At 50.7% G+C, this 24218-nt stretch carries 22 protein-coding genes; 17 read left to right on the top strand and 5 right to left on the bottom strand.

Annotation, left to right across the window (positions count from 1 at the left end; all coding sequences use genetic code 11):
- Positions 1–2: 2 nt before the first annotated feature.
- The 7 genes from ACSTTG_RS17590 to nqrM all read left to right on the top strand — a co-directional run bounded on the left by ACSTTG_RS17590 (position 3) and on the right by nqrM (position 5925).
- Positions 3–1247 (top strand): NADH:ubiquinone reductase (Na(+)-transporting) subunit B, encoded by a 1245-nt coding sequence (locus ACSTTG_RS17590; RefSeq protein ID WP_438460288.1) that lies wholly within the window; start codon positions 3–5, stop codon positions 1245–1247.
- Complete coding sequence (locus ACSTTG_RS17585) at positions 1237–2004, top strand: Na(+)-translocating NADH-quinone reductase subunit C (RefSeq protein ID WP_438460289.1); 768 nt, start codon at positions 1237–1239, stop codon at positions 2002–2004. Before ACSTTG_RS17590 ends, ACSTTG_RS17585 begins: the two co-directional genes overlap by 11 nt.
- Complete coding sequence (locus ACSTTG_RS17580) at positions 2004–2636, top strand: NADH:ubiquinone reductase (Na(+)-transporting) subunit D (protein WP_438475715.1); 633 nt, start codon at positions 2004–2006, stop codon at positions 2634–2636. Before ACSTTG_RS17585 ends, ACSTTG_RS17580 begins: the two co-directional genes overlap by 1 nt.
- 7 nt (positions 2637–2643) lie before the next feature.
- Positions 2644–3240 carry an NADH:ubiquinone reductase (Na(+)-transporting) subunit E gene (gene nqrE / locus ACSTTG_RS17575; protein WP_438460291.1) on the top strand — a complete coding sequence of 199 codons (597 nt, stop codon included), beginning with the start codon at positions 2644–2646 and terminating at the stop codon, positions 3238–3240.
- Between the two features lie 32 nt (positions 3241–3272).
- On the top strand, positions 3273–4499 hold the full coding sequence (gene nqrF, locus ACSTTG_RS17570) for an NADH:ubiquinone reductase (Na(+)-transporting) subunit F (protein ID WP_438475714.1): 1227 nt from the start codon (positions 3273–3275) through the stop codon (positions 4497–4499).
- 182 nt (positions 4500–4681) lie between these two features.
- On the top strand, positions 4682–5683 hold the full coding sequence (locus ACSTTG_RS17565; RefSeq protein WP_438475713.1) for an FAD:protein FMN transferase: 1002 nt from the start codon (positions 4682–4684) through the stop codon (positions 5681–5683).
- Positions 5684–5691: 8 nt separating this feature from the next.
- Positions 5692–5925 carry a (Na+)-NQR maturation NqrM gene (gene nqrM, locus ACSTTG_RS17560; RefSeq protein WP_438460294.1) on the top strand — a complete coding sequence of 78 codons (234 nt, stop codon included), beginning with the start codon at positions 5692–5694 and terminating at the stop codon, positions 5923–5925.
- A 37-nt stretch (positions 5926–5962) separates the two neighbouring features.
- Here nqrM and ACSTTG_RS17555 read toward each other — a convergent pair whose 3' ends face one another.
- A complete protein-coding gene (locus ACSTTG_RS17555) occupies positions 5963–6373 on the bottom strand; it encodes a type IV pilin protein (protein ID WP_438475712.1) in 411 nt (136 codons plus the stop codon).
- A gap of 115 nt (positions 6374–6488) precedes the next feature.
- Between ACSTTG_RS17555 and ACSTTG_RS17550 the strand changes: the two genes are divergently transcribed.
- From ACSTTG_RS17550 to ACSTTG_RS17530, 5 genes are all read left to right on the top strand, one after another.
- Entirely contained in the window at positions 6489–6989 is a 501-nt protein-coding gene (locus tag ACSTTG_RS17550; protein WP_438475711.1) for a GspH/FimT family protein, read from the top strand.
- Positions 6970–7587, top strand: a complete 618-nt coding sequence (locus ACSTTG_RS17545) for a PilW family protein (protein WP_438460297.1) — start codon at positions 6970–6972, stop codon at positions 7585–7587. The genes ACSTTG_RS17550 and ACSTTG_RS17545 overlap by 20 nt, the downstream gene beginning before the upstream one ends.
- A complete protein-coding gene (locus ACSTTG_RS17540) occupies positions 7584–8876 on the top strand; it encodes a hypothetical protein (protein WP_438460298.1) in 1293 nt (430 codons plus the stop codon). Before ACSTTG_RS17545 ends, ACSTTG_RS17540 begins: the two co-directional genes overlap by 4 nt.
- Entirely contained in the window at positions 8866–9276 is a 411-nt protein-coding gene (locus tag ACSTTG_RS17535; protein WP_438475710.1) for a hypothetical protein, read from the top strand. The genes ACSTTG_RS17540 and ACSTTG_RS17535 overlap by 11 nt, the downstream gene beginning before the upstream one ends.
- A 218-nt stretch (positions 9277–9494) precedes the next feature.
- Positions 9495–11054 carry an AbgT family transporter gene (locus ACSTTG_RS17530; RefSeq protein ID WP_438475709.1) on the top strand — a complete coding sequence of 520 codons (1560 nt, stop codon included), beginning with the start codon at positions 9495–9497 and terminating at the stop codon, positions 11052–11054.
- A gap of 93 nt (positions 11055–11147) precedes the next feature.
- On the opposite strand, the gene fghA is transcribed toward ACSTTG_RS17530, so the two are convergent.
- Positions 11148–12005 (bottom strand): S-formylglutathione hydrolase, encoded by an 858-nt coding sequence (gene fghA / locus ACSTTG_RS17525; RefSeq protein ID WP_438460301.1) that lies wholly within the window; start codon positions 12003–12005, stop codon positions 11148–11150.
- Positions 12006–12285: 280 nt separating this feature from the next.
- On the opposite strand from fghA, the gene ACSTTG_RS17520 reads away from it, so the two are divergent.
- Positions 12286–13710, top strand: a complete 1425-nt coding sequence (locus tag ACSTTG_RS17520; protein ID WP_438475708.1) for a hypothetical protein — start codon at positions 12286–12288, stop codon at positions 13708–13710.
- A 114-nt stretch (positions 13711–13824) separates the two neighbouring features.
- On the opposite strand, the gene ACSTTG_RS17515 is transcribed toward ACSTTG_RS17520, so the two are convergent.
- Positions 13825–14949 (bottom strand): S-(hydroxymethyl)glutathione dehydrogenase/class III alcohol dehydrogenase, encoded by a 1125-nt coding sequence (locus ACSTTG_RS17515; protein ID WP_438460303.1) that lies wholly within the window; start codon positions 14947–14949, stop codon positions 13825–13827.
- A gap of 165 nt (positions 14950–15114) precedes the next feature.
- Between ACSTTG_RS17515 and tadA the strand changes: the two genes are divergently transcribed.
- The gene (tadA, locus tag ACSTTG_RS17510; RefSeq protein WP_438475707.1) at positions 15115–15633 is read left to right on the top strand and encodes a tRNA adenosine(34) deaminase TadA; all 519 of its coding nucleotides are present in this window, start codon (positions 15115–15117) and stop codon (positions 15631–15633) included.
- A gap of 84 nt (positions 15634–15717) precedes the next feature.
- On the opposite strand, the gene ACSTTG_RS17505 is transcribed toward tadA, so the two are convergent.
- On the bottom strand, positions 15718–15852 hold the full coding sequence (locus ACSTTG_RS17505) for a hypothetical protein (protein ID WP_438460305.1): 135 nt from the start codon (positions 15850–15852) through the stop codon (positions 15718–15720).
- A 113-nt stretch (positions 15853–15965) separates the two neighbouring features.
- Positions 15966–17540, bottom strand: coding sequence for a membrane-bound lytic murein transglycosylase MltF (gene mltF, locus ACSTTG_RS17500; RefSeq protein WP_438475706.1), 1575 nt, complete (start codon positions 17538–17540; stop codon positions 15966–15968).
- Positions 17541–17880: 340 nt separating this feature from the next.
- Here mltF and purL point away from each other — a divergent pair, with 340 nt between their 5' ends.
- The 3 genes from purL to ACSTTG_RS17485 all read left to right on the top strand — a co-directional run bounded on the left by purL (position 17881) and on the right by ACSTTG_RS17485 (position 24098).
- Positions 17881–21774: a phosphoribosylformylglycinamidine synthase gene (gene purL, locus ACSTTG_RS17495; protein ID WP_438475705.1), complete on the top strand. Its 3894-nt coding sequence runs from the start codon at positions 17881–17883 to the stop codon at positions 21772–21774.
- Between the two features lie 387 nt (positions 21775–22161).
- Positions 22162–22701 carry a DUF3332 domain-containing protein gene (locus ACSTTG_RS17490; RefSeq protein WP_438475704.1) on the top strand — a complete coding sequence of 180 codons (540 nt, stop codon included), beginning with the start codon at positions 22162–22164 and terminating at the stop codon, positions 22699–22701.
- 305 nt (positions 22702–23006) lie between these two features.
- The gene (locus tag ACSTTG_RS17485) at positions 23007–24098 is read left to right on the top strand and encodes a S1 family peptidase (protein WP_438475703.1); all 1092 of its coding nucleotides are present in this window, start codon (positions 23007–23009) and stop codon (positions 24096–24098) included.
- The last annotated feature ends 120 nt before the right edge of the window (positions 24099–24218 follow it).

Raw genomic sequence — 24218 nt, 5'->3', positions numbered from 1 at the left:
TCATGGCTCTTAAGAAGTTTCTTGAAGACATCGAGCATCATTTTGAACCAGGTGGTAAACACGAAAAGTGGTTTGCTTTATACGAAGCAGCGGCAACGCTGTTCTACACCCCTGGTACTGTCACTAAGAAGAGCTCACACGTCCGTGATAGCGTTGACTTGAAACGCATCATGATCATGGTTTGGTTTGCGGTTTTCCCAGCGATGTTCTGGGGGATGTACAACGCCGGTGGACAAGCGATTGCAGCGCTTAACCACTTGTATGTTGGCGAGCAGCTTGACCAAGTTATCGCTGGTAATTGGCATTACTGGCTCACGCAAATGCTCGGCGGGTCGCTCGCCGCAGATGCGGGGTGGATCAGCAAGATGTTGCTGGGTGCCACCTACTTCCTACCGATTTATGCCACGGTGTTTGTTGTCGGCGGTTTCTGGGAAGTCTTGTTCTGTATGGTGCGCAAGCACGAGGTTAATGAAGGCTTCTTCGTCACCTCGATCCTGTTTGCGCTTATCGTTCCGCCAACGCTGCCACTGTGGCAAGCGGCTCTAGGTATCACCTTTGGTGTGGTGGTTGCGAAAGAGATCTTTGGTGGTACAGGACGTAACTTCCTTAACCCTGCCTTGGCCGGTCGTGCCTTCTTGTTCTTTGCCTACCCTGCGCAAATTTCAGGTGACACGGTTTGGACTGCAGCCGATGGCTACTCGGGTGCAACCGCACTGAGCCAATGGGCACAAGGCGGCAACGGTCAGCTGATGAACAACGTCACGGGTGCGCCGATCACTTGGATGGATGCCTTTATTGGTAATATCCCAGGCTCGATTGGTGAGGTCTCAACGCTTGCGCTAATGATTGGCGCGGCGATGATCGTCTACATGCGCATTGCCTCATGGCGAATTATCGCTGGTGTGATGATCGGTATGATTGCGACAGCGACACTGTTCAACGTGATTGGTTCTGATACCAATGCAATGTTCAGCATGCCTTGGCACTGGCACCTTGTTCTTGGTGGGTTTGCCTTCGGTATGTTCTTTATGGCAACCGACCCAGTATCAGCCTCGTTTACCAACAAGGGTAAATGGTGGTACGGCATCTTGATTGGTGGCATGTGTGTCATGATTCGTGTGGCAAACCCTGCATACCCTGAGGGTATGATGCTGGCGATCCTATTTGCCAATTTGTTTGCCCCTCTATTCGACCATGTCGTTATTGAGAAGAACATCAAACGGAGACTAGCGCGCTATGGCAAGTAATAACGATAGCATTAAAAAGACGCTGGGCGTGGTCGTCGGACTGAGTTTAGTCTGTTCAATCGTCGTATCAGCGGCAGCAGTGGGCTTGCGTAGCCAACAACAGGCGAATGCTGTGCTGGATAAGCAGAGCAAGATCGTCGAAGTCGCTGGCATTACGGCTCAGGGCAGTGTCCCTGAGCTGTTTGCTGAGTACATCGAACCGCGCTTGCTGGATTTCGAGACCGGTCAATACATCGATGGTGATGCTGCAGATTATGATCAGCGCAGAGCAGCCAAAGACCCGGACACCTCGATTCGCCTCACGGCGGAGCAAGATGACGCTAAGATCCAGCGCCGTGCCAATACAGGCGTGGTTTACCTGGTCAGAGATGGCGAAGGCTTCTCTAAAGTGATTCTGCCGGTTCATGGTAACGGTCTGTGGTCGATGATGTACGCTTTTGTGGCTGTTGAAGGCGACGGCAACACAGTTGCAGGCATTACTTATTACGAGCAAGGTGAAACCCCAGGACTTGGCGGTGAGGTGGAAAACCCATCTTGGCGCGCACAGTTCGAGGGCAAAAAGCTGTTTGATGCCAACAACCAACCTGCGCTTGAGGTGGTGAAAGGCGGTGCGCCAGCTGGCTCTGAGCACGGTGTTGACGGTCTATCGGGTGCAACCCTGACCGGTAACGGCGTGCAGGGCACTTTTGACTTCTGGTTAGGTGACTTGGGCTTTGGTCCGTACCTTACTCAAGTTCGTGATGGAGGCTTGAACTGATGTCAGCAACTAAAGACATGAAAAAGAATCTCGTCGCGCCGGTATTGGATAACAACCCAATCGCGCTGCAGGTTCTCGGTGTGTGTTCTGCCCTGGCGGTGACCACCAAGCTTGAAACAGCATTTGTTATGACACTCGCGGTTATCTTTGTAACAGCACTGTCTAATTTTTTCGTTTCTCTGATCCGTAACCACATCCCTAATAGTGTACGTATCATCGTGCAGATGGCGATCATCGCCTCGTTAGTTATTGTGGTTGACCAAGTGCTAAAAGCCTACCTCTACGACATCTCTAAGCAGCTGTCGGTATTCGTTGGCTTGATCATCACTAACTGTATCGTTATGGGCCGTGCTGAGGCCTATGCGATGAAATCAGCCCCGCTGCCATCACTGATTGATGGTATCGGTAACGGTCTCGGTTACGGCTTTGTGTTGATCACGGTTGCGTTCTTCCGTGAGCTGTTTGGCTCGGGCAAGCTGTTTGGTCTAGAGGTACTGCCTCTAGTAAGTAACGGTGGTTGGTATCAGCCAAACGGTCTGATGCTACTGGCACCATCCGCGTTCTTCTTAATCGGTTTCATGATTTGGGCAATCCGTACTGTGAAACCTGAACAAGTCGAAGCGAAGGAGTAAGGTCGTCATGGAACATTATATTAGCTTATTAGTTAAATCGATCTTTATCGAAAACCTGGCGCTGTCTTTCTTCCTCGGGATGTGTACCTTCCTCGCGGTATCAAAGAAGGTTAAGACGTCATTTGGCCTGGGTGTTGCGGTTGTTGTGGTACTGACTATCGCGGTACCAGTGAATAACCTGCTGTACAACCTGGTTCTGCGTGAAAACGCGCTGGTGGCTGGGGTTGACTTGAGTTTCCTTAACTTCATCACCTTTATCGGCGTTATCGCGGCGCTGGTTCAGATCCTTGAGATGGTTCTCGACCGTTTCTTCCCGCCGCTGTACAACGCGCTGGGGATCTTCTTGCCGCTTATCACAGTAAACTGTGCGATCTTTGGTGGCGTATCCTTCATGGTTCAGCGTGACTACAACTTTGTCGAGTCGGTGGTTTACGGCTTTGGCTCTGGTGTGGGCTGGCTGCTAGCGATCGTCGCGCTTGCGGGTATCCGTGAGAAGATGAAGTACTCAGATGTGCCACCGGGACTGCGTGGTCTGGGTATCACGTTTATCTCGGTCGGTCTTATGGCGTTAGGCTTTATGTCTTTCTCCGGTGTTTCACTCTAGTTCGGGTAAACCGTAGCGATAAGGAATAGTCAATGAATACTATTATTCTTGGTGTAGTGATGTTTACCCTGATCGTACTGGCGCTGGTATTGGTGATTCTGTTTGCCAAGTCCAAGCTGGTACCGAGCGGTGATATCACCATCTCTGTAAATGGCGATCCTGAGAAGGCGATCGTCTCTCAACCGGGTGGCAAACTGCTTAGCTCTCTTGCGGGCGCTGGCGTGTTTGTTTCCTCGGCTTGTGGTGGCGGTGGCTCTTGTGGCCAGTGTCGCGTTAAGGTCAAATCAGGCGGTGGTGATATCCTACCGACCGAGCTTGACCATATCACTAAAGGTGAGGCGCGCGAGGGCGAGCGCCTAGCGTGTCAGGTGGCGGTGAAAACCGACATGGACATTGAGCTACCTGAAGAGATCTTTGGTGTTAAGAAGTGGGAATGTACGGTTATCTCTAACGATAACAAGGCGACCTTCATTAAAGAGCTTAAGCTGCAGATCCCAGATGGCGAATCGGTGCCATTCCGCGCTGGTGGTTACATCCAGATTGAAGCGCCTGCTCACCATGTGAAATACTCAGATTTCGATGTACCGGAAGAGTACCGTGAAGACTGGGACAAGTTTAACCTGTTCCGCTATGAGTCAAAGGTCGATGAAGAGACCATTCGCGCCTACTCAATGGCTAACTACCCAGAGGAAGAAGGCATTATTATGCTCAACGTGCGTATTGCTACGCCGCCGCCTAATAATCCAGAAGCGCCTCCTGGTATCATGTCGTCGTTTATCTGGTCGCTTAAAGAGGGTGACAAGTGTACGATCTCAGGTCCATTTGGTGAGTTCTTCGCTAAAGAGACGGAAGCAGAGATGGTGTTTGTTGGTGGTGGTGCTGGTATGGCGCCAATGCGATCGCACATCTTTGACCAGCTCAAGCGCTTGAAGTCAGACCGTAAGATGTCGTTCTGGTATGGTGCCCGCTCGAAGCGTGAGATGTTCTATGCCGAAGACTTTGACGGCCTGCAGGCAGAAAACGACAACTTCATCTGGCACTGTGCCCTGTCTGACCCAATGCCGGAAGACAACTGGGAAGGCTACACGGGCTTTATCCATAATGTGCTGTATGAAAACTACCTGCGTGATCATGAAGCGCCGGAAGATTGTGAGTACTACATGTGTGGTCCACCGATGATGAACGCAGCGGTGATCGGCATGCTCAAAGACTTGGGCGTTGAGGATGAAAACATCCTGCTTGATGACTTTGGTGGCTAAACCTATAACAAAAGTGACAGGCAAGCCGTTGGTTTGCTAGTAACTGAGCGTAATGGATTATCGAAGATGGCTGGCTCTTGTAGTCAGCCATCGTTTTATTTAGCCTTTAGGCTGAGTGTGTATCGCTAAGAGCTTCACTCTTTTAGCCATATACACTCAATAGATGGAATAGGAGTAAACAAGTGAGAATTTGGCTTGTTGCCTTGGCTTCAATGCTGGTCTTAGTCGGTTGTGAGCAGCCGCGAGAGCAGGTGCACTTAAATGGCCCAACCATGGGCACCAGTTACAACATCAAATACATACCTCAGCCTGAGATGCCAAGCTCAGCGGCAGTGCATGCTGAGGTGGAGCGCTTATTAGAAGAGGTCAATCAGCAGATGTCGACCTATCGGCCGGATTCAGAGTTAAGCCGCTTTAATCAGCATCAGCAAGACACGCCGTTTGTTGTGTCGGAGCAGACCGCGCTGGTGGTGAAAGAAGCGCTGCGTCTTAACGGTCTTACTCAAGGAGCGCTGGATGTCACGGTTGGGCCGCTGGTCAATCTTTGGGGTTTTGGCCCTGAAGCGCGCCGCGACAAGGTGCCAAGTGCAGAGCAGTTGGCAGAACGCAAGGCCATCACAGGTATTGAGCATTTGAGCGTTGAGGGTAATCAGCTAAGCAAAGCGATCCCTGAGCTGTACGTCGATTTGTCAACCATTGCCAAAGGCTGGGGCGTTGATGTGATTGCCGACTACCTTGACCAGCTTGAGGTGGCGGATTATATGGTTGAAGTCGGGGGCGAGATCCGCCTTAAAGGACTCAATCGTGAGGGCGTTAAGTGGCGCATCGCGATTGAAAAGCCGACCAGTGATGAGCGAGCGATTCAGGAGATCATTGAACCTGGCGATATGGCGGTGGCAACGTCTGGCGATTACCGCAACTACTTTGAGCGTGATGGGGTGCGTTACTCGCATATCATTGACCCAGAGACGGGCGCACCAATCAGCAACCGCGTGGTATCGGTCACGGTATTACATCCATCTTCGATGACTGCGGATGGCCTAGCGACCGGTATTATGGTGATGGGTGAAGAAGACGGCATGGCGCTCGCTGAGGTTGAAAATATTCCCACCATGATGATAATTAAAACCGAAGACGGCTACCGTGAGCGAGTTTCAAGCGCGTATCGAGCACTGCAGAACTAGGGGTAATCATGACAACATTTCTTATAACATTCGCCGTATTTTTGGCGGTGATCGCGGCAATGGCGATTGGCTATATTGTTCAGCGTAAAGTGGTCAAGGGCAGTTGTGGTGGTCTTGGCGCAATGGGCATTGATAAAGTATGTAACTGCCCAGAGCCGTGCGATGCGCGCAAAAAACGCGAGGCGCGCGAAGCGGCGCGCGCTGAAAAGCTCGCCGAGTGGAAAAAAGACCAGATCGTTTAGTGAGATCTAAGACAGAGGGTGGGTGGCCACCTCTGTCTTACCAGCATTCGCTTGGTAGGCGCTCTCCTCGCTGATTAAGCGATAGATGATCATAACGCTCTCCCTCACAGTTATCCTTGCCTTGAGCATGTCGTGGCAAGGCCAAAATACGATAGCCAGCCTCATCAACCTCAATCGTAAACAGATAGTGCGGATTATCGCCGCCACAAACCAAACACGCCCCCTCAGAGATAACCCCTTGCGGCTGATAGCCATCAAAAAAGCCCTGTTCGAGGGCTAACTGGATCTTAAGCAGGTCAGTTTGTGCTTGTTGTCGATGGGCTTTTAAAACTTGGTGGGTGTATATTGGGTACGCCGTGCTGGCCAAAATGCCAATCATTGCCATCACCACCAATAACTCGATCAAGGTCATACCTTTCGCGCCTGCCGCGCCATCTTTACATCCCATTACGTGAATCTCCTTCCTTAGCATCTTTCCTTTGCCAAGTAGCAGTGTTGTTTGAGACTAGGCTACTAGCAAGGCTGGGATTTGACCTCGCCTGGTTTGCATAGGAAGCTTCGAGATGAATCACGGCTTTAGCTTATTAGAGCTACTAGTTAGCCTCACGTTACTGGTGACCTTACTCGCGTTCACACTGCCCAATATGCACACTAGCCTAGAGCGTAAAAAGATCGTTTTACTGGCTGATGAGCTGCACAACCTGCTTGTCTATGCCAAGGCTGAATCGATCTATCGTAATAGTGACTTGTGGGTGCATATTGCGATAGATAACGCTGACCGCCGGTCATGGCAAGTGCATCTGACTGACAGCGATACCCTCGAGAGTGGCACGACTTTACGTATCTTAACCGGCAGTGACTTTGAGGGACTGGAGCTGCGTTCTAACTATACCGCTAATCAGATAAAGTTGATGGGCGCGACGGGCAAGATCAAATCAGGCAGCTTGGAAATTTTTAGTCAAGGTACGCCACAGCGCCGGTTAAAGCTGAAATCCTCTTACGCGGCGAGTCGCATCGTGGTGTGTGGCGTCGAAGGGGCATGGTATGGCTTTACGGCATGCTAGAGGGGGCTCATTAATCGAGCTGCTGCTGGTTTCCACTCTTGGCTGCACGATCATCGGGGCGGTGACAACGCTCTATTTGAGTTTGCTTGGGAATAGCACAGCGCGCACCAAGCAGGTGATGTTGGCCGATAACGGGCGATTTGTGATGCAGCAGCTCGGCGAAGATGTCGCGCGCGCAGGTTTTCGCCAAGATGGTCAGCAATCACTGACGTTTGCTGATGTCGAGTCGGTCATTTTTACTCAAGCCTCTCCACCAATGCTGGGTTACACCTATCAAATCTCGACCTCTGACGCCGAGGACATTCGTCATGTTGTGTATAAATTTGAGTCGCCCCGCAGCCTTAAGATCTGTGAAAAATACGCTACTACTGCTTTAAGTATCGAATTAGCGGCGCAATCTGGTCCTCTTGGCTACTGCTACTCCCTGTTTCATCCCAAGCAGATTGGCGTTGAGCGTTTTACTTTGCAGTCGATAAGCTTGAACAGTTCTACTGCTCAAAGTGCCCAGATTGTGATGACACTAGAGATCTACTTAGTTAAAGACCCAAGTGTACGCTACGAGCTAACAAAGCAGGTTACGCAGAGGAACTGGCAATGAAGCACCGATATATGCGCGGCATTTCGGTGCTGTTGGTGACTGGGACCATTATGCTACTGGCGAGCTTAGGCACGTTCGCCTTAACGCAGGGCGCGCTGTATCAAATTAAACGCATCAATATGACCCTAACCAGTGCCCAAAGCTATTGGCGTGCAGAGGGGGGACTTGAGTGCGGCTATGCCTATTTACGCGCGGCGAAACAAATCAAAATTAACTCATTGCTTGGGGAGTCTTGCTCGGCACTCGCCGCTGATGCCCTGGCACTGGATGAACTGCATAGTGATCAAACCGCCCCGGATACCTTGATCGCTAGGCATGACTATATGACGGTAAAAAGAACGCTCGACTTTGGTCGCTACAAGGCACAGTCAGGGCTGCGCAGTAACGCGGATATTATTGTCGCTGGAAGTTTGACATTCTCGACGGTGGATCTGGGTCTTCCCGGCGCCTTGAAGCCTTTCTATCAGTGTACTGTGGCAGTGGTTGAGCAGCGCTTGGTTAGTGGTGGTATTACCAGCCAGGGCCAGGGTGTGAACAGTCATGGCGTTCAATGGTGTGATGATGCTTATCACACCGATGCTTTGAGCGAGAGTGGTGTGTGGTTAGAAGCCGGGACTGAAACCATTATTCGCCGAGCAAAACTCGACGTTAAACTTGAGCAAAACCTGAGTCCGTTTGAGGACCTGTTTGGTATCGCGCGTGAGGCGTCAGACAAGGTTAAGCAAAGCTCAGAGCAAGGATTTATTCAGGTTGCGGGCTTGCCCAATATAAATGATTGCTACCAGAGTTTTGCCGATGAGTTACAGTTAGGTGCAATCAACAAGGTCTGGATTGAGGGGGGCTGCCGCCTGAGTGCCAGCGATGTTGAGCGATTACATCAAATCCAGCGTCTTGAGCCTGACACCCTGCTGCTGATCCTGGTTCAAGATGGTGTGTTTATGCTTGACCTGGTGAGCGATCTTACCGTGGTGATTGTCCATCTCAATCAGACCTATCGGACTGAGTCGACACAATGGGCGCAAGTTGGTGATATTGAGGCGATGATAAGTGAGTCGCTTGAGCAACGCTTTGAGCGAGTGTTTGGCGATTTAAGTCCAGCAACACCGCTGCATGCCGTCTATATCCAGACTGGAAATGGCGCGATTCACGGCGGGGTGTTCTTAGACACTCAGCAGCAGATCGCCTTATTCACCGGCTCACCGACGATAAACTTCGATCGCGATGTGCTCAACCAAATGCAATTGCGCGGCGCCGCACAATGGTTGCCGGCCAGTTGGTATGTTGAATAAGCGTGGTGTCTTTGGCGCAAGCTTGCTTGAGTTGCTGGTCAGCCTGCTCCTGGTATCGCTGACTTTTATCGGGGCTGTTAGTCTGCATATCGAGGTTGAGCGGCGCACCTCGCTATCACTCAAGCGTCTACAAGCCCTTGAGCTGATAGAGACTCGCTTAGAGTTGTTGCGAGGGCGAGGCCTTGGGGCTGCAAGCGAGGCGCAATACCATAATTTAACTTCTCATCGTGAGCAGAACGAGCATGAAATTGAACTGGAATGGCAAGTCAGTGAGCATTTTTCAGGGGCAGTGAAAATAGTCACCATTCACGCCCACTGGCAAGATAGCTTTGGCAATCCGCAAACGTTTGCCCTGGTCACGGCGATTGCTCGCGACAGTGAACACAGCCAAAAGTGGTGAAAATAAAAACAAAAGGTAGAGGGTAGGTTTTTATTTTGCTCTGATTTTGTTCTATTCTTGTTGCACGTGGTTTGTGTTTTTGCAAAATATCTCACTATTATTACAAAATGCTACAGATACTTGTGCTTTCTTTGTGCTAATTGGCTAGAATACTCGTCGGTAAAATGACTCGCACCGAAGTCGACCTAAGCAACACAAAAAAACAAATTGGATTAATCATGAGTAACCAAGCTATTAATAAAGCGCCTGAGCCGAAGCCGAGCGGCATGGATCGCTTTCTAAACTTCATTGAGCGCGCAGGTAACAAAATTCCTGATCCAGCAATCTTGTTCTTCTGGGCACTGGTAATCGTATGGGTTGCGTCTGCAGCACTCTCAAACGTCTCTTTTGACCTGATCAACCCACGCACGAATGAAGCACTAGAAGTACAAAACTTGCTAACAGGTGAAGCGCTAGCGAGCTTCCTAGCAAACATGGTAACGACATTCACTAGCTTCGCACCACTAGGTATCGTACTGGTTGCTATGTTGGGTGTTGGTGTTGCTGACTCGTCAGGCTTTATCACCACTGGCCTTAAGAAGATGCTGAACTTCACGCCAGCAAAACTAATCACGCCAATGTTAATCCTAGTTGCTATCGTGTCGCACACAGCAGCGGATGCGGGTTACGTACTGGTTATTCCTCTTGGTGGTATCATCTTCCACGCAGCGGGTCGTCACCCTCTAGCGGGTATCGCAGCCGCATTTGCCGGTGTATCGGGTGGTTTTGCAGCGAACTTCGTTCCATCGGGTATCGACCCACTTCTAGCAGGCTTTACGCAAACAGCAGCAAACGTACTTGACCCTGAGTACGTTGTTAACCCACTTGCTAATATCTACTTTACTGGTGCATCTTCACTATTGATCGTGTGTATTGGTTGGTTTGTGACAGAGAAAGTGATTGAACCACGTCTTGCGAACACGTCGATTGATGATGATGCAGAGGAAGCACCGGATCTAGGTACCTTCACTGAAACAGAATCAAAAGCCTTCCGCGTAGCTGGTTACTCTATGCTGGCAGGTATCGCAGTGCTCATCGCGGCACTGATCCCTGAGACATCAGCTCTGCGTTCACCAGACGGTGAAATCACAGCGTTCGATGCACCAGTGATGCAGTCAATTGTTCCTTTGATCTTCATCCTATTTATTATTCCTGGTTACGTTTATGGCCGTGTATCAGGTACGTTTAAGAACAGCAACGATGTGATCAAAGCGATGGGCGACACGATGTCGACCATGGGCGCATACATCGTAATGTCATTCTTCTGTGCACAATTCCTAGCGGCATTTGCTCAGTCAAACATCGGTACTATGCTAGCGCTATACGGCGCAGAAGGCCTTAAAGCAGCTAACCTTGCCGGTGAAGCCACTATCGTTGGTATGATCCTGCTTACTGCATTTGTCAACCTTCTGGTTGGCTCTGCGTCAGCGAAGTGGGCACTGATTGGTCCTATCCTAGTTCCGATGCTTATGGCTGTTGGTATCTCTCCAGAGCTATCTCAGGCAGCGTACCGTGTAGGTGACTCTGTATCGAACATCATCTCTCCTCTGATGGTCTTCTTCCCACTAGTGGTTGTTTACTGTCAGCGCTACGTGAAGAACACAGGTATCGGTACTCTAGCATCACTAATGATGCCGTACTCGATTGCGATGCTGATCGGTTGGACTATCTTCCTGCTGGCTTACTGGGCACTAGGTATCCCACTAGGTATCCAAGCTCCATACACTTACACGATGTAATTTATCGTCAAGTTAAGATAAACAAAGCCCGTCCTAGTGACGGGCTTTTTGCATTCTGGGCGGGGCGTCCGGCGAAGGGCGACCGGCGACTGGCTAGTCATCACTGATAGTAAACAGGTGGGTAGCATGAAAGGTTAAGTGATCGTCAATAAAGGTCTGGATAAAAAAGTAGCTATGGTCGTAGCCGGGCTGCATTCTGAGCTCAAAAACATGGCCCGTCTGCTCGGCAACAGCGAGTAATTTATTTGGTTGTAACTGTTGCTCGAGAAATGGGTCTTCCTCACCTTGGTCGATTAGTATCGGATTGATACTCTGCTGCGTTTGGAGTAGTTCAACGCTATCGTACTGTTTCCACTGCGCTTGATCCGTGCCTAAGTAGTGCTGAAAAGCCTTTTGCCCCCAAGGGCAAGTCGAGGGATTGACGATGGGGCTAAATGCGGAGATGGAGCAGAACTTATCTGGATTACGAAGACCTATGGTTAGGGCACCATGCCCACCCATACTGTGGCCCGAGATAGCACGATCCGTGGTCACTGGGAAGTGGGCTTCGATTAGAGCAGGCAACTCATCAACGATATAGCTGTACATCTGATAGTGAGCCGACCACGGTGCTTGGGTGGCATTAAGATAAAACCCAGCGCCATGACCAAAATCGTACTCACCATTAGGATCGTCCGGGACATCGTCACCGCGTGGACTGGTGTCTGGGGCGACGATCGCCAGCCCGAGCTCAGCAGCGCGGCGAAAGGCGCCGGCTTTGTGCATAAAATTTTCATCGGTGCAGGTGAGGCCAGAGAGCCAGTAGACGACAGGGACAGGCGTTGCCTTACTCGCTTGAGGTGGCAAGAAGATCGCAAAGCGCATCTCGCAGTTTACTACGTTTGATGTATGGCTATATTGCTGATGCCAGCCGTCAAATACCTTGGCCTGGCTTAATCTAGTCAGTGGCATGTTGTGATCCTGATCATTATAGGTCGAGTCATTCCTCTCTTCTTTATAGGGCGTGCCCCCCTCATAAGCAAACCAAGTTCAAGTTTTTACACATGAATTGATAAAACTAACACTGCAATTGAAACGTTTCGATTTTGGTCACGGTAATTTGATGCTGCATGGCAAATAATCCGTGTCAGTTAATTTGCTCGCGGTGTTCACAGGTCAGCAATCGGTTCGTTTTATGGGAGTGGTGGGTGTGTTAAAAAGGTGGTCTTTAGTAGTAATCATGGGATTAGGGATGTTAGGTTGTAATTCCTCAAACTCAGTCAGTCAGCCGGATACTGACTACCCAGGGATTGAAACCCCAATTGATGGACCAATAACAGAGATTGAGTTTCGTCAAGACAGATACCCTTACGGTTTTGAAAAGCAACTCCACGTGAATCTGCAGTATTTTCAAGATGGTGTGGGGGTCGATACCGATGCGCTATTGCCTTTTGACTTCATCCGAGTTGAGAACGATGAGGTGATCTTCCAGCGCCGTGTGGTCAACAGTACCACGCTTGGATTGTACCTCAATGTGTTGACCGAAATGGAACGAGCCGGCTCTATTCAAGCGCGCTTGCGCCTATTGGATGTGATGAGCAAAATCGAGCAAGCGCCTAAATGGAAGGGGCTGTTCTACTGGATGTACCCAATTGATGCCGATGGTAACCTCTCGATTAACCAAGACAAGGCTATCGCATCTGCTGTTGATGGTGCGAATTTGACTTCATCGCTTGCGGCGGTTGCTGGCGCGTACTGGCAACACCCTGACCCGCGACTAGCGGATCTCGCTAAGCGTGCTGACAAGTTGGTCAGAGACACCGCAGAGGCTTGGGTTGCGCTGTATGACCAACCAAACAATACCCGTAACTTACTCAAGGCGGCATGGCGACACGAAACCGACAGCGGCGAGCCAGGGTTAGCCAGCTACTGGGTTGACCGCAAGGCTAACGAGAGTCGATTGGCACCGCTATGGGCGCATATTTTGACCATCAAGTCCGAGACGCCAATCCCGATGGAGGTGTTTACCACTATGTCGGCGTTTAGCGCCGAATATCAAACTAAGCAGGGTGAAACGATTCATCCAATGCTGACCTGGAATGGTACCTATTTCCAAGGGATGTTGCCCCAGGTGTGGTTTGATGAAATGCGTCTAGTCGCCGAGCCTGAGCTGTTTCATGCGATGGCCACGGTACAGATTGAGTTTACTGAGCCGCACACGATTCCTTTCTTGTCTTCATCGTCAACGATAGATAGTCGCTATGATGAATATGGCGTTGAGGCGATGAGTGAAAACTATTTCCGTAATGAGAACAGTGACCAGGAGATGGTCGGTACTCCGCACGCGAGCGCACTCTACGCGATGATTAATGAGCGGGATGCCGTGCAACGCTTGAAAGAGATCGAGCAAGCTCACCCTGACATTGTCAGCTTCGCTGGCTGGTTTGATGCCGTCGATAGCGAGGGGAATATCGCCAATAAGATCATCGGCCTCGACCAGGGCATGTTTGCTGCGGCTTTTATTGCCGACACGATTCGCGCTGACGTTGAACACTACATTCAATCATCCCTGGGCGGGAGCGCTTGGAATCAGGTAGTTGAAATGTACACTCACTTCAAGTCGGACGGCCTGTGCGTCGAGGGGGAGGGCTGCCCACCGCCGGTCGATCGCGACTAAAGAGAGGAAGTAGAGCCAAGCAAGTCAGTCCTTGCTTGGCTTTTCTAAGTAGCGGACCCATTACCAGTAACGGACCCATTACCAGTAACGGACCCATTACCAGTAACGGAAGAGTTAGTAGTGGATCACGCTGCGAATACTTTCCCCTTTGTGCATCAAGGCAAAGGCTTGGTTGATCTCTTCAAGCGGCATGGTGTGGGTAATAAACTCTTGCAGGCCAAATTCCCCGGCCATGTAGCGCTCGACAATCTCTGGCAATTCACTGCGACCCTTGACCCCACCAAAGGCACTGCCACGCCACACGCGTCCTGTGACTAACTGGAAGGGGCGGGTAGAGATCTCTTGTCCCGCGCCAGCAACCCCGATGATCACCGACTCACCCCAGCCCTTATGGCAGCACTCTAGCGCTTGGCGCATGACATTGACGTTACCAATGCACTCAAAGGAGTAGTCGACGCCGCCATCGGTCATCTCGATGATCACCTCTTGGATCGGCTTGTCGAATTTTTGTGGATTGATGGTATCGGTAGCGCCGAGCTGCTTGGCAAGCTCAAACTTACTCTCATTGATATCCACGCCAATAATCCGGCTTGCCCCGGCCATTCGCGCGCCGATAATCGCCGATAAGCCAATACCACCAAGACCAAAGATTGCCACCGTATCGCCACTTTCGACCTTGGCAGTGTTAAGCACCGCGCCCATACCTGTGGTCACGCCACACCCAAGTAGACACACCTCTTCTAGCGGGGCTTGCTCGTTGACCTTAGCCAGAGAAATCTCTGGCAGAACAGTGTATTCCGAGAAGGTCGAGCAGCCCATGTAGTGATAGATTGGCTCGCCGTTGATATAGAAACGAGTCGTACCATCGGGCATCAGCCCCTTACCTTGAGTCTCGCGCACGGCCTGACACAAATTGGTTTTACCCGAGGTGCAGAATTTGCATTTGCCGCACTCGGCGGTGTAAAGCGGGATCACATGATCGCCAACCGCCACGCTGGTAACCCCCTCACCAATCTGCTCTACGATCCCACCGCCTTCATGGCCGAGAATAGAGGGGAAAATACCTTCAGGGTCTTCACCAGACAGGGTAAACGCATCGGTATGACAGACGCCAGTCGCGACGATGCGAACCAACACCTCGCCAGCTTTCGGTAACATCACATCGACCTCTTCCATCTTAAGTGGCTGCTTGGGACCCCAAGCAACGGCGGCGCGAGATTTGATAAACTGTTCAGTCATTTTCTATCCTTGCTGTCGTGGGCTCATCTGATCGCAAGTATAGTTCAGGGGCTGTGATTCGCTGGCAAGCTGACCAACAGAGTGTGAGAGCCTATGTTAACGCTATGGATATGAACAAGAGGGCGGTATGATGTCGCGATTGTATTATCAGGGTAAAGGTCAACAATGGAGCCGATAGATAACGTGTTTAGTGAGCAAGACGAACACTTTATGCGCCATGCCATGATGCTTGCAGCTCGCGCTGAGGAGCAGGGCGAGGTGCCCGTGGGTGCTGTACTGGTCAAAGATGGTGAGATTGTCGCTCAAGGTTATAACCGCTCGATTATCGACCATGATGCGACGGCGCATGCGGAGATCCAGACTCTGCGTCAAGCGGGGAAGGTGCTCGAGAACTACCGGTTATTGGATACCACCTTATACGTCACATTAGAGCCATGCCCAATGTGTGCTGGGGCGCTTTTGCACAGTCGCGTCAAGCGAGTGGTATTTGGTGCCAGCGATCTCAAAGCCGGTGCGGCGGGAACCGTACTTAACTTGTTCAGTAGTGATGCGGCTTTTCATTACGCCGAAGTCCAAGGTGGGTTACTTGCTGATGAATGTCGTGCGCAGCTACAGGCATTTTTCAAGCGTCGCCGCAAAGAGATTAAAGCCTTGAAACAGGCAAAAAGGGATCAAGAGGAATAAAGGGGAGGATGGTTGCCCGAGTGTGATTTTTATCCCGAGCAACGTCTTTTGGCTACCTAGCGCGATGCTATCTGGCGCAAAACCTTAGCGTGACAAGACTTGCACGAAGGTGTTATTGCGTCTGATCAGTTTCTTTTTGTTGGCAGCAAGCACACGCTTGCGACGGTTGGCGGAAACTGTTTTATTGAGGCGCTGAGATAGTCGTCTTCTTCTAAGCATACTAACCTCCAAACTCAATAGTCGTAAAATAACGACAAACCCCTATATTAGGGCTTTAGTGTAATAACTCAAGGAAAATCGCTAGTGGATTGCTAGCGATTTTTAAGGCATTACTAGTTTTGAGCAGTTGATCGTGCTGAATTGAGCTCGTCCGTTGTTACAACCTCTGAATCCTGATTTTCTAGGTTCCGGCTTTCTAGGCTATCAATCGGCTCAGAGACTTCGCGATGAATGGCTGAGATCACAGGCTCAATCACGACAAACTCTTGGTTGCCATCACCCTCAAGCTCCGGGTGTTTCTCCACATGACCGATGATGCTCTGGTAGTAGCGGCGAATGTTTTCCACGTATTGCTGCGCTTCGTCGCCACGAGCATAGCCATAGCGAGTTTGGCTATAGTATTTCTTCTGTCTCAGCAGTGGCAGTCGCTCTTTGACATCCGCCCAAGCGTTTTGGTTGCCCCCTTGAGCGCGAGTTAGGCGTCTAGCGTCCATCATATGCCCGTAGCCGACATTGTAGGAGGCTAGGGCAAACCAAATCTTCTCATGCTCAGCAATCGAGTCTGGAATACGGTTGACCATGCGGCGCAGGTACTCAGCACCACCACGAATGGATTGCTCAGGGTCGAGTCGATTGGTCACCCCAACGCTCTTAGCGGTCGGCAAGGTCAGCATCATCATGCCGCGTACACCGGTCGGTGACTTAGCGTGAGGTTTCCAGTGTGACTCCTGATAAGCCAGTGCCGCGAGCAGGCGCCAATCAAATTCGTTAGCGTATTGCTGAAACAGTGGCGCGTATTTGGGCAAGGTATTATCCAAAGCACGGATAAACGCGCGAGTATCGACATAATCGAAGCTGCCAATATGGCCAATGTACTTCTCTTCGAGTTTATCAAGATAACCACTTTGTTTGCTGTAGCCAAAGAACTCAATCAATAGCGCGTACAGACTCTCATCATCCGAGCGTCTCAGCAGCCATGACACGGGTTGATCCTCGGTCAACTCAAACGCAATCGCTAGCTCTGGATAAATGCGCTGCGATAGAGAAAGCTCAACTGAATCTGCGACGGTAAATTGCAGTTTACCCGCCGATACCCCCTGCAACAGTTGGCTGACATCAGTATCTTCTGCCATCGCGTATTGAAAACTGGGATTAAGCTGTTTGATGCTGCTAAAGGTACGGGCGAAGTCACTGTTATCGGCGATGCTTAGGGTGTTTTCGATATCGCTATCAGCAAGCAGCTGAGGTAATCGCTCCACCAACTGATCAAGATTACGCGGACGCCAGGTGCCCGTTTTGTACACCAACTGTTGGCTGACATAGTAGTAGGCAGGACCGGCTCGAAAGGGGGTATGTTGGCTGCTTGATTGGGTCAGTCCCCCGGCGATGATATCAATCTCACCCTTTTGCAGGGCTGGGTAGAGGTTCGACATTCGATACGCCGGGCGCATTTCAAGGCGTACACCAAGCTCCTTGGCAAACTGGCGCGCTAGCTCATAATCGAGTCCTGCCGGTCCCTCTGGGCCAATGTAATAGGAGAGTTGGTTGTTGACCGTGCCCACCCTTAGCACGCCGCGATCTTTGATCTCTTGCAGCTCACTGCGTGGAGTGGAGTCATACTGACAACCAGTGATAACCAATAAGCTCGACAGCAGAGTGGCGAGAAAAACTTGAGTTTTATTAAGCATACAACCAACGTCAAACAGGATTTATATACCCAAGCAAACTTGGAGGTCTGCACCTTGAGCTCACTTAGGGACAGTGTTTAGCAAGAGTGTATAACAGCTATTACAGGGGGAGCAAAGCCTTTGCAGCGGGGAGCAAATAAACGCCCAAAAATGACCAAGCGCAGCGAAATGAAAAAAAATGACGCAAACGGTTGCTTTGGGTGTTACATCACAAATCTAAATCCTTTATAATGCGCCCGCAAAAGGGAGATGACATTGACATAAGTTCAAAGCTTGCGATGGTAAGTTATTGAATTTAGGCTAATTTTATCTTAATACATTGCATAAGAGACCTAAGCACATGAGAATTTTGCGTGGTTCCCCAGCTCTTTCTGAGTTTCGAGTAAACAAACTTTTGGAACTTTGTCGTGAACAAGGCCTACCTGTAACAGGTATTTACGCCGAGTTTATGCACTTTGCAGACCTAACAGCGGATCTTGACGCTCAAGAGATTGAGAAGCTTGAGAAGCTGCTGACTTACGGTCCGACGATCGAAGAGCACGCGCCAGAAGGTCTTCTACTTCTAGTGACGCCTCGTCCAGGCACTATCTCGCCTTGGTCATCAAAATCGACTGATATCGCTAACAACTGTGGCCTAGACAAAGTAAAACGTCTAGAGCGCGGCACGGCTTACTACGTTGAGACATCAGCAGCACTATCTGACGAGCAAGTTCAGGCAGTGAAAGCTTTGATCCACGATCGCATGATGGAAGCGGTATTCACGGAATTTGAGCAAGCAGCAGCGCTATTTACTGTTGCAGAGCCTGCACCTGTCGCTCACGTAGATATCCTAACTGGCGGTCGCGCGGCGCTAGAAGAAGCAAACGTTTCTCTTGGTCTTGCCCTTGCTGAAGATGAGATCGACTACCTAGTTGAGAACTTCACTAAGCTGGGTCGCAACCCGAACGACATCGAGCTAATGATGTTTGCTCAGGCAAACTCAGAGCACTGTCGCCACAAAATTTTCAACGCTGACTGGACCATCGATGGTGTAGAGCAAGACAAGTCTCTGTTCAAGATGATCAAGAACACCTTCGAAACCACGCCAGACCACGTGCTATCAGCTTACAAAGATAACGCGGCGGTGATGACGGGTTCTAAAGTGGGTCGCTTCTTCCCAGATCCAGAGACTCGCCAGTACAACTACCACAACGAAGATGCGCACATCCTGATGAAGGTTGAGACGCACAACCACCCAACTGCTATCTCTCCATGGCCGGGTGCTTCGACAGGTTCTGGTGGTGAAATCCGTGATGAAGGCGCAACCGGTATTGGTGGTAAGCCAAAAGCGGGTCTTGTTGGCTTCACTACGTCAAACCTGCGTATCCCAGGTTTTGAGCAGCCTTGGGAAACAGATTTCGGTAAGCCAGGTCGTATCGTTAACGCCCTAGACATCATGCTAGAAGGCCCACTGGGCGGCGCGGCGTTCAACAACGAATTTGGTCGTCCAAACCTACTTGGTTACTTCCGTACCTACGAAGAGAAGGTGACTTCTCACGCGGGTGAAGAAGTGCGCGGCTACCACAAGCCAATCATGATTGCCGGCGGTATGGGTAACATCCGTGACGAGCACGTACAGAAGAAAGAGATCCCAGTTGGCGCGAAACTTATCGTGCTAGGTGGCCCTGCGATGAACATCGGTCTGGGCGGCGGCGCTGCGTCTTCAATGGCGTCTGGTCAGTCGGCAGAAGACCTAGATTTTGCTTCAGTACAGCGTGAAAACCCAGAGATGGAGCGTCGCTGTCAGGAAGTGATCGACCGTTGTTGGCAGCTAGGTGATGCAAACCCAATTGCCTTTATCCATGATGTGGGCGCGGGCGGTATCTCGAACGCACTTCCAGAGCTGTGTGATGACGGCGAGCGTGGCGGTTTGTTCCAGCTACGTGACGTACCAAACGACGAGCTGAGCATGAGCCCGCTTGAGATCTGGTGTAACGAATCGCAAGAGCGTTACGTAATGGCTGTTGCGCCTGAGAATATGGACGTATTCGATGCGATCTGTAAGCGTGAGCGCGCACCATACGCAGTCGTTGGTGTCGCAACTGAAGAGCGTCACCTAACGCTAGAAGATTCTCACTTCGACAACACGCCAATCGATATGCCAATGGATATCCTGCTTGGTAAAACGCCGAAGATGCACCGTGATGCTAAGACGCTAAAAGTAGATAGCCCAGCTATCACACGTGACGGCATTGAAGTCAACGAAGCCGCTGACCGCGTTCTTCGTCTACCGACAGTGGCTGAGAAGACCTTCCTAATCACTATCGGTGACCGTACAGTAACGGGTCTAGTGGCACGTGACCAAATGGTTGGCCCATGGCAGGTACCAGTAGCGAACTGCGCAGTAACGGCAGCAAGCTACGACTCTTACCACGGCGAAGCGATGTCGATGGGTGAGCGTACTCCGGTTGCTCTTCTAGACTTCGGCGCATCAGCGCGTCTAGCGGTTGGTGAGTCTCTAACTAACATCGCAGCGACGGATATCGGCGATATCAAGCGCATCAAGCTGTCGGCTAACTGGATGTCTCCAGCCGGTCACCCAGGTGAAGACGCAGGTCTTTACGAAGCGGTTAAAGCGGTGGGTGAAGAGCTATGTCCAGCACTAGGCCTGACTATCCCAGTTGGTAAAGACTCAATGTCGATGAAGACCAAGTGGGAAGACAACGGTGAAAGCAAAGAAGTAACTTCTCCACTGTCACTGGTTATCACAGCATTTGGCCGTGTTGAAGATGTACGTAAGACGGTAACGCCTCAATTGCGTACCGACAAAGGCGACTCTTCGCTAGTACTTGTTGACCTAGGTAACGGTAAGAACCGTCTGGGCGCAACGGCGCTTGCACAGGTTTACAAGCAGCTTGGTGACAAGCCAGCAGACGTTGATAACGCTGAGCAGCTAAAAGGCTTCTTCGATGCGATGCAGACACTGGTACGCGATGACAAACTAGTGGCTTACCACGATAAGGGTGATGGCGGTCTATTCGTTACTCTTGCTGAGATGGCATTTGCTGGTCACTGTGGCGTTAAAGCGGACATCGCACAGCTTGGCGACGATACACTAGCAGCGCTATTCAACGAAGAGCTAGGTGCGGTAGTTCAGGTTAAGAACGATGACCTAGACGCAGTGAAAGCCGTGCTTGCAGCAAATGGTCTAGCAGCATGTTCACACGTTATCGGTAGTGTTGAAGCGTCAGACGACTTCGTAATCACCTCAGGTGATGCAGTGCTACTAGAGCGCTCTCGCACTGAGCTACGTACTATCTGGGCTGAGACTACGCACAAGATGCAAGGTCTGCGTGACAACCCAGCGTGTGCTGACCAAGAATTCGAAGCGAAGAAAGACAATACAGACCCAGGTCTGAACGTAAACCTAAGCTTTGATATCAACGAAGACGTAGCGGCTCCTTACATCGCTAAGGGTGCTAAGCCGAAGATGGCTATCTTGCGTGAGCAAGGCGTTAACTCGCACGTTGAAATGGCAGCGGCGTTTGACCGTGCTGGCTTTGAAGCCACTGATATCCACATGAGTGATATCCTAACTGGTCAAGCTGTACTGGATGAGTACCAAGGCCTAGTGGCTTGTGGCGGCTTCTCTTACGGTGACGTTCTTGGTGCGGGTGAAGGTTGGGCGAAGTCTATCCTGTTCAACGCACAAGCACGCGACCAGTTCCAAGGCTTCTTCAACCGCGACAACACCTTCTCTCTAGGTGTGTGTAACGGCTGTCAGATGTTATCGAACCTGAAAGAGCTGATCCCAGGCGCTGACCTGTGGCCACGCTTTGTTCGCAACGAATCTGAGCGTTTTGAAGCGCGCTTTAGCCTAGTTGAAGTACAGAAGTCGGATTCGGTATTCTTCGACGGCATGGCAGGCTCACGTATGCCAATCGCGGTATCACACGGTGAAGGCCGTGTTGAAGTTCGCGATGCTGACCACCTAGCAGCGATCGAAGCATCAGGCACGGTAGCGGTACGTTACGTGGATAACCACGGTAACCCAACGCAGCAGTACCCGAACAACCCGAATGGCTCGCCAAACGCAATCACAGGTCTAACGACTCAAGATGGCCGCGTAACCATCATGATGCCACACCCAGAGCGTGTCTTCCGCACGGTAGCAAACTCTTGGGCACCGGATTCATGGGGCGAGAACGGCGCGTGGATGCGCATGTTCCAGAATGCTCGTAAGAACATCGGTTAATTTTAAAAACGCCAGTCTAAAAGACTGGCGTTTTTTTAGGGGCGAGGAGCGGGTTACACTTCGTTCCGAGGAGCGAGGAGTTTCACTGGCTCTGTATCGCCTCTAGATATTGGCTGCGGTCTTTGTCCATTGTTTTGAATATTTATTTTTGACTTTGAAACCATCTCAGTTTCCAATCAACCTCGAACCTCGAACCTCGAACCTCGAACCTCGAACCTCGAACCTCGAACCTCGAACCTCGAACCTCGAACCTCGAACCTTGAACCTCGAACCCCGTAGGGCTGTGCCCGTCCTCGCGCCTCGCCCCCCTATATTGACAGAAAGCTAACAGTCCCCACCCCAGACTTGATTATGATCGCGCCGATTTTTATCAAGGGAGAATCTAAAGTGAACACCAAACTCACCAAGTTAGCGGTATTGGCAAGTTGTGGGCTTGCGTTGTCGGGTTGTGTTGGTAGCAATGCGATTACTGGCATGGTTATGGAGCTGAATGTTAAGGCGGTGGATAACCGTTATGCTCGCGGTGGCCTAAATATGCTGCTGGCACCTGTGTATGGTGTGGCGCTTGCGGCGGACTACATCGTGGTTAACTCGCTTGAGTTCTGGACCGGGAAAAACCCGATCAATGGCTCTCCGCACATCTTTGATACCAAGACAGACACCTATATCGAAGTAAACGATCAAATTGACCCTTCACTGCACAGCGCACCGCTCCCACCAGTGACCAATACCCGCACGATTGAGCAAGGCGAGATGATCAAAGTGGATGAAAACACGGTGCAAATGGACATCAGCTATAGTGACGGAGGCAGCGCAACACTCACTGGTATCAAAGATGGTGAGCGTGTCAGCTACTATCTTGACGGCGAACTGATTTCACAGACCACGCTCAGTGAGTTGGAAACCTTCGCCGCTTCGCGCTCATAATTCTCTCGCGTAATAATACCTACGATTGGGGCACTAATCCGTTAACAGACCCTCTTTGACGTTGCCCCTTTATCTTTTTGCTGCGCCTGATCGAGCTTACAGAAGCCACCAAGTCTTTTTTATACAAAATACCCCCAGCAATCTCTGCCTGCTTCATTGGCCTTGTACTCAATAGAGATAAAATTTTCGTTATTTCAATTGATTAAGAAGTAAACGTCTTTGTGTCCTCACCTAGTATCAAGCATAATACACAATGTGATTAAAGATTAATCACCACTGGATGTTTGACGTATATGGAAATAGTAATGAAGTCTTTATTTCTTGTTTGTCTGATTTTAATCAGCACTATCGGGGGAGCGATCGCCACCCCGGTTTCGATTGAGCCAAGGATTGTCGGTGGTATACCCAGTCTGGCGGGTGAACTGCCATGGCAGTTGTTCCTCACTGTAGAGAAAATGGACGGTGGGGTGTATCAGTGCGGTGCCGTGTATATTGGTAATCGCTATGCCTTGACGGCAGCTCACTGTGTTGATGGGGTGAAATCCGATTACAGCAGCCAAGGGCAGGCGATCAGCGTCTTTGCTGGCAGTAACGACTTGCGCGATTTTCTTCCTATCGATAGCGCTATTGAGCCCTCTATCGCGCCGATTTATGTGTCTAAAGCTAATGTCGCTATTCATCCAGACTACGACTACTGGACATTAGAGCATGATATCGCCGTGTTGGAGCTTAACCAGGAGCCGGCTGCGCTAGCGATAAAGTTGGCCTCGGCCAAGGAGCGCCGCGCCGCATTAAACGAGTTTGACTTAGCCTATGTGCCCGGAGGAAAAAGTGAAGAGAATCTTATCGTCTCAGGCTGGGGGCTGACTCGCGGCCAAGACTTTTACTCGGGTTCTATCCACCTCTTGCAAACGGCGCTGACCGGCGTGCCTTTAGATATTTGCCAGAATCAATGGCAGTCCGAATTACCCAAGGTTATTTGCGCGACTATGCCGGATCCCTCCCTGATTCGTGATAGCTGTAATGGTGACTCCGGTGGTCCCTTGATATGGAAAAATCACCAAGACGCTAACGATGGCTTTGGCCTGCGCTTGCTTGGGTTGGTGAGTTTCGGGGTCCAGGCCTGCAATGCAACGCCTCCTGGGGGCTATACCGATATCTCGATGTATTCGAGCTTTATCGAGCAGCATACTACTCGTGGCTTACCCTCTAGCAACCCAAACTATTCGATCGATCCCTTTACGCGATCCTATACAGGGGTCGGAGTTTCGATGCCAAGTAACTCAGCCAACTCAGGGGGCTCATTAAGCACAATAGCTTTGTTATTGATGTTGCTTATGACTACTCGGCGCTATCGTGGTCTAGTTCAAAAGAAAAAGCCGACTAATCATAGGTAGGCACGGTTTTACTTAGGTGAGCGCGCTAATTAATAGCAAGGGTTGCTCTACGGTCACCGGGTAGACATCGGGCATCGAAAGTTAGGCTTAATGCGAGACTGGTACACCAGAATATGAATG

The organism is Vibrio glycogenivorans (genome assembly GCF_051660965.1).
Lineage (GTDB): Bacteria > Pseudomonadota > Gammaproteobacteria > Enterobacterales > Vibrionaceae > Vibrio.
This window is presented reverse-complemented; position numbering and strand designations above follow the sequence as displayed.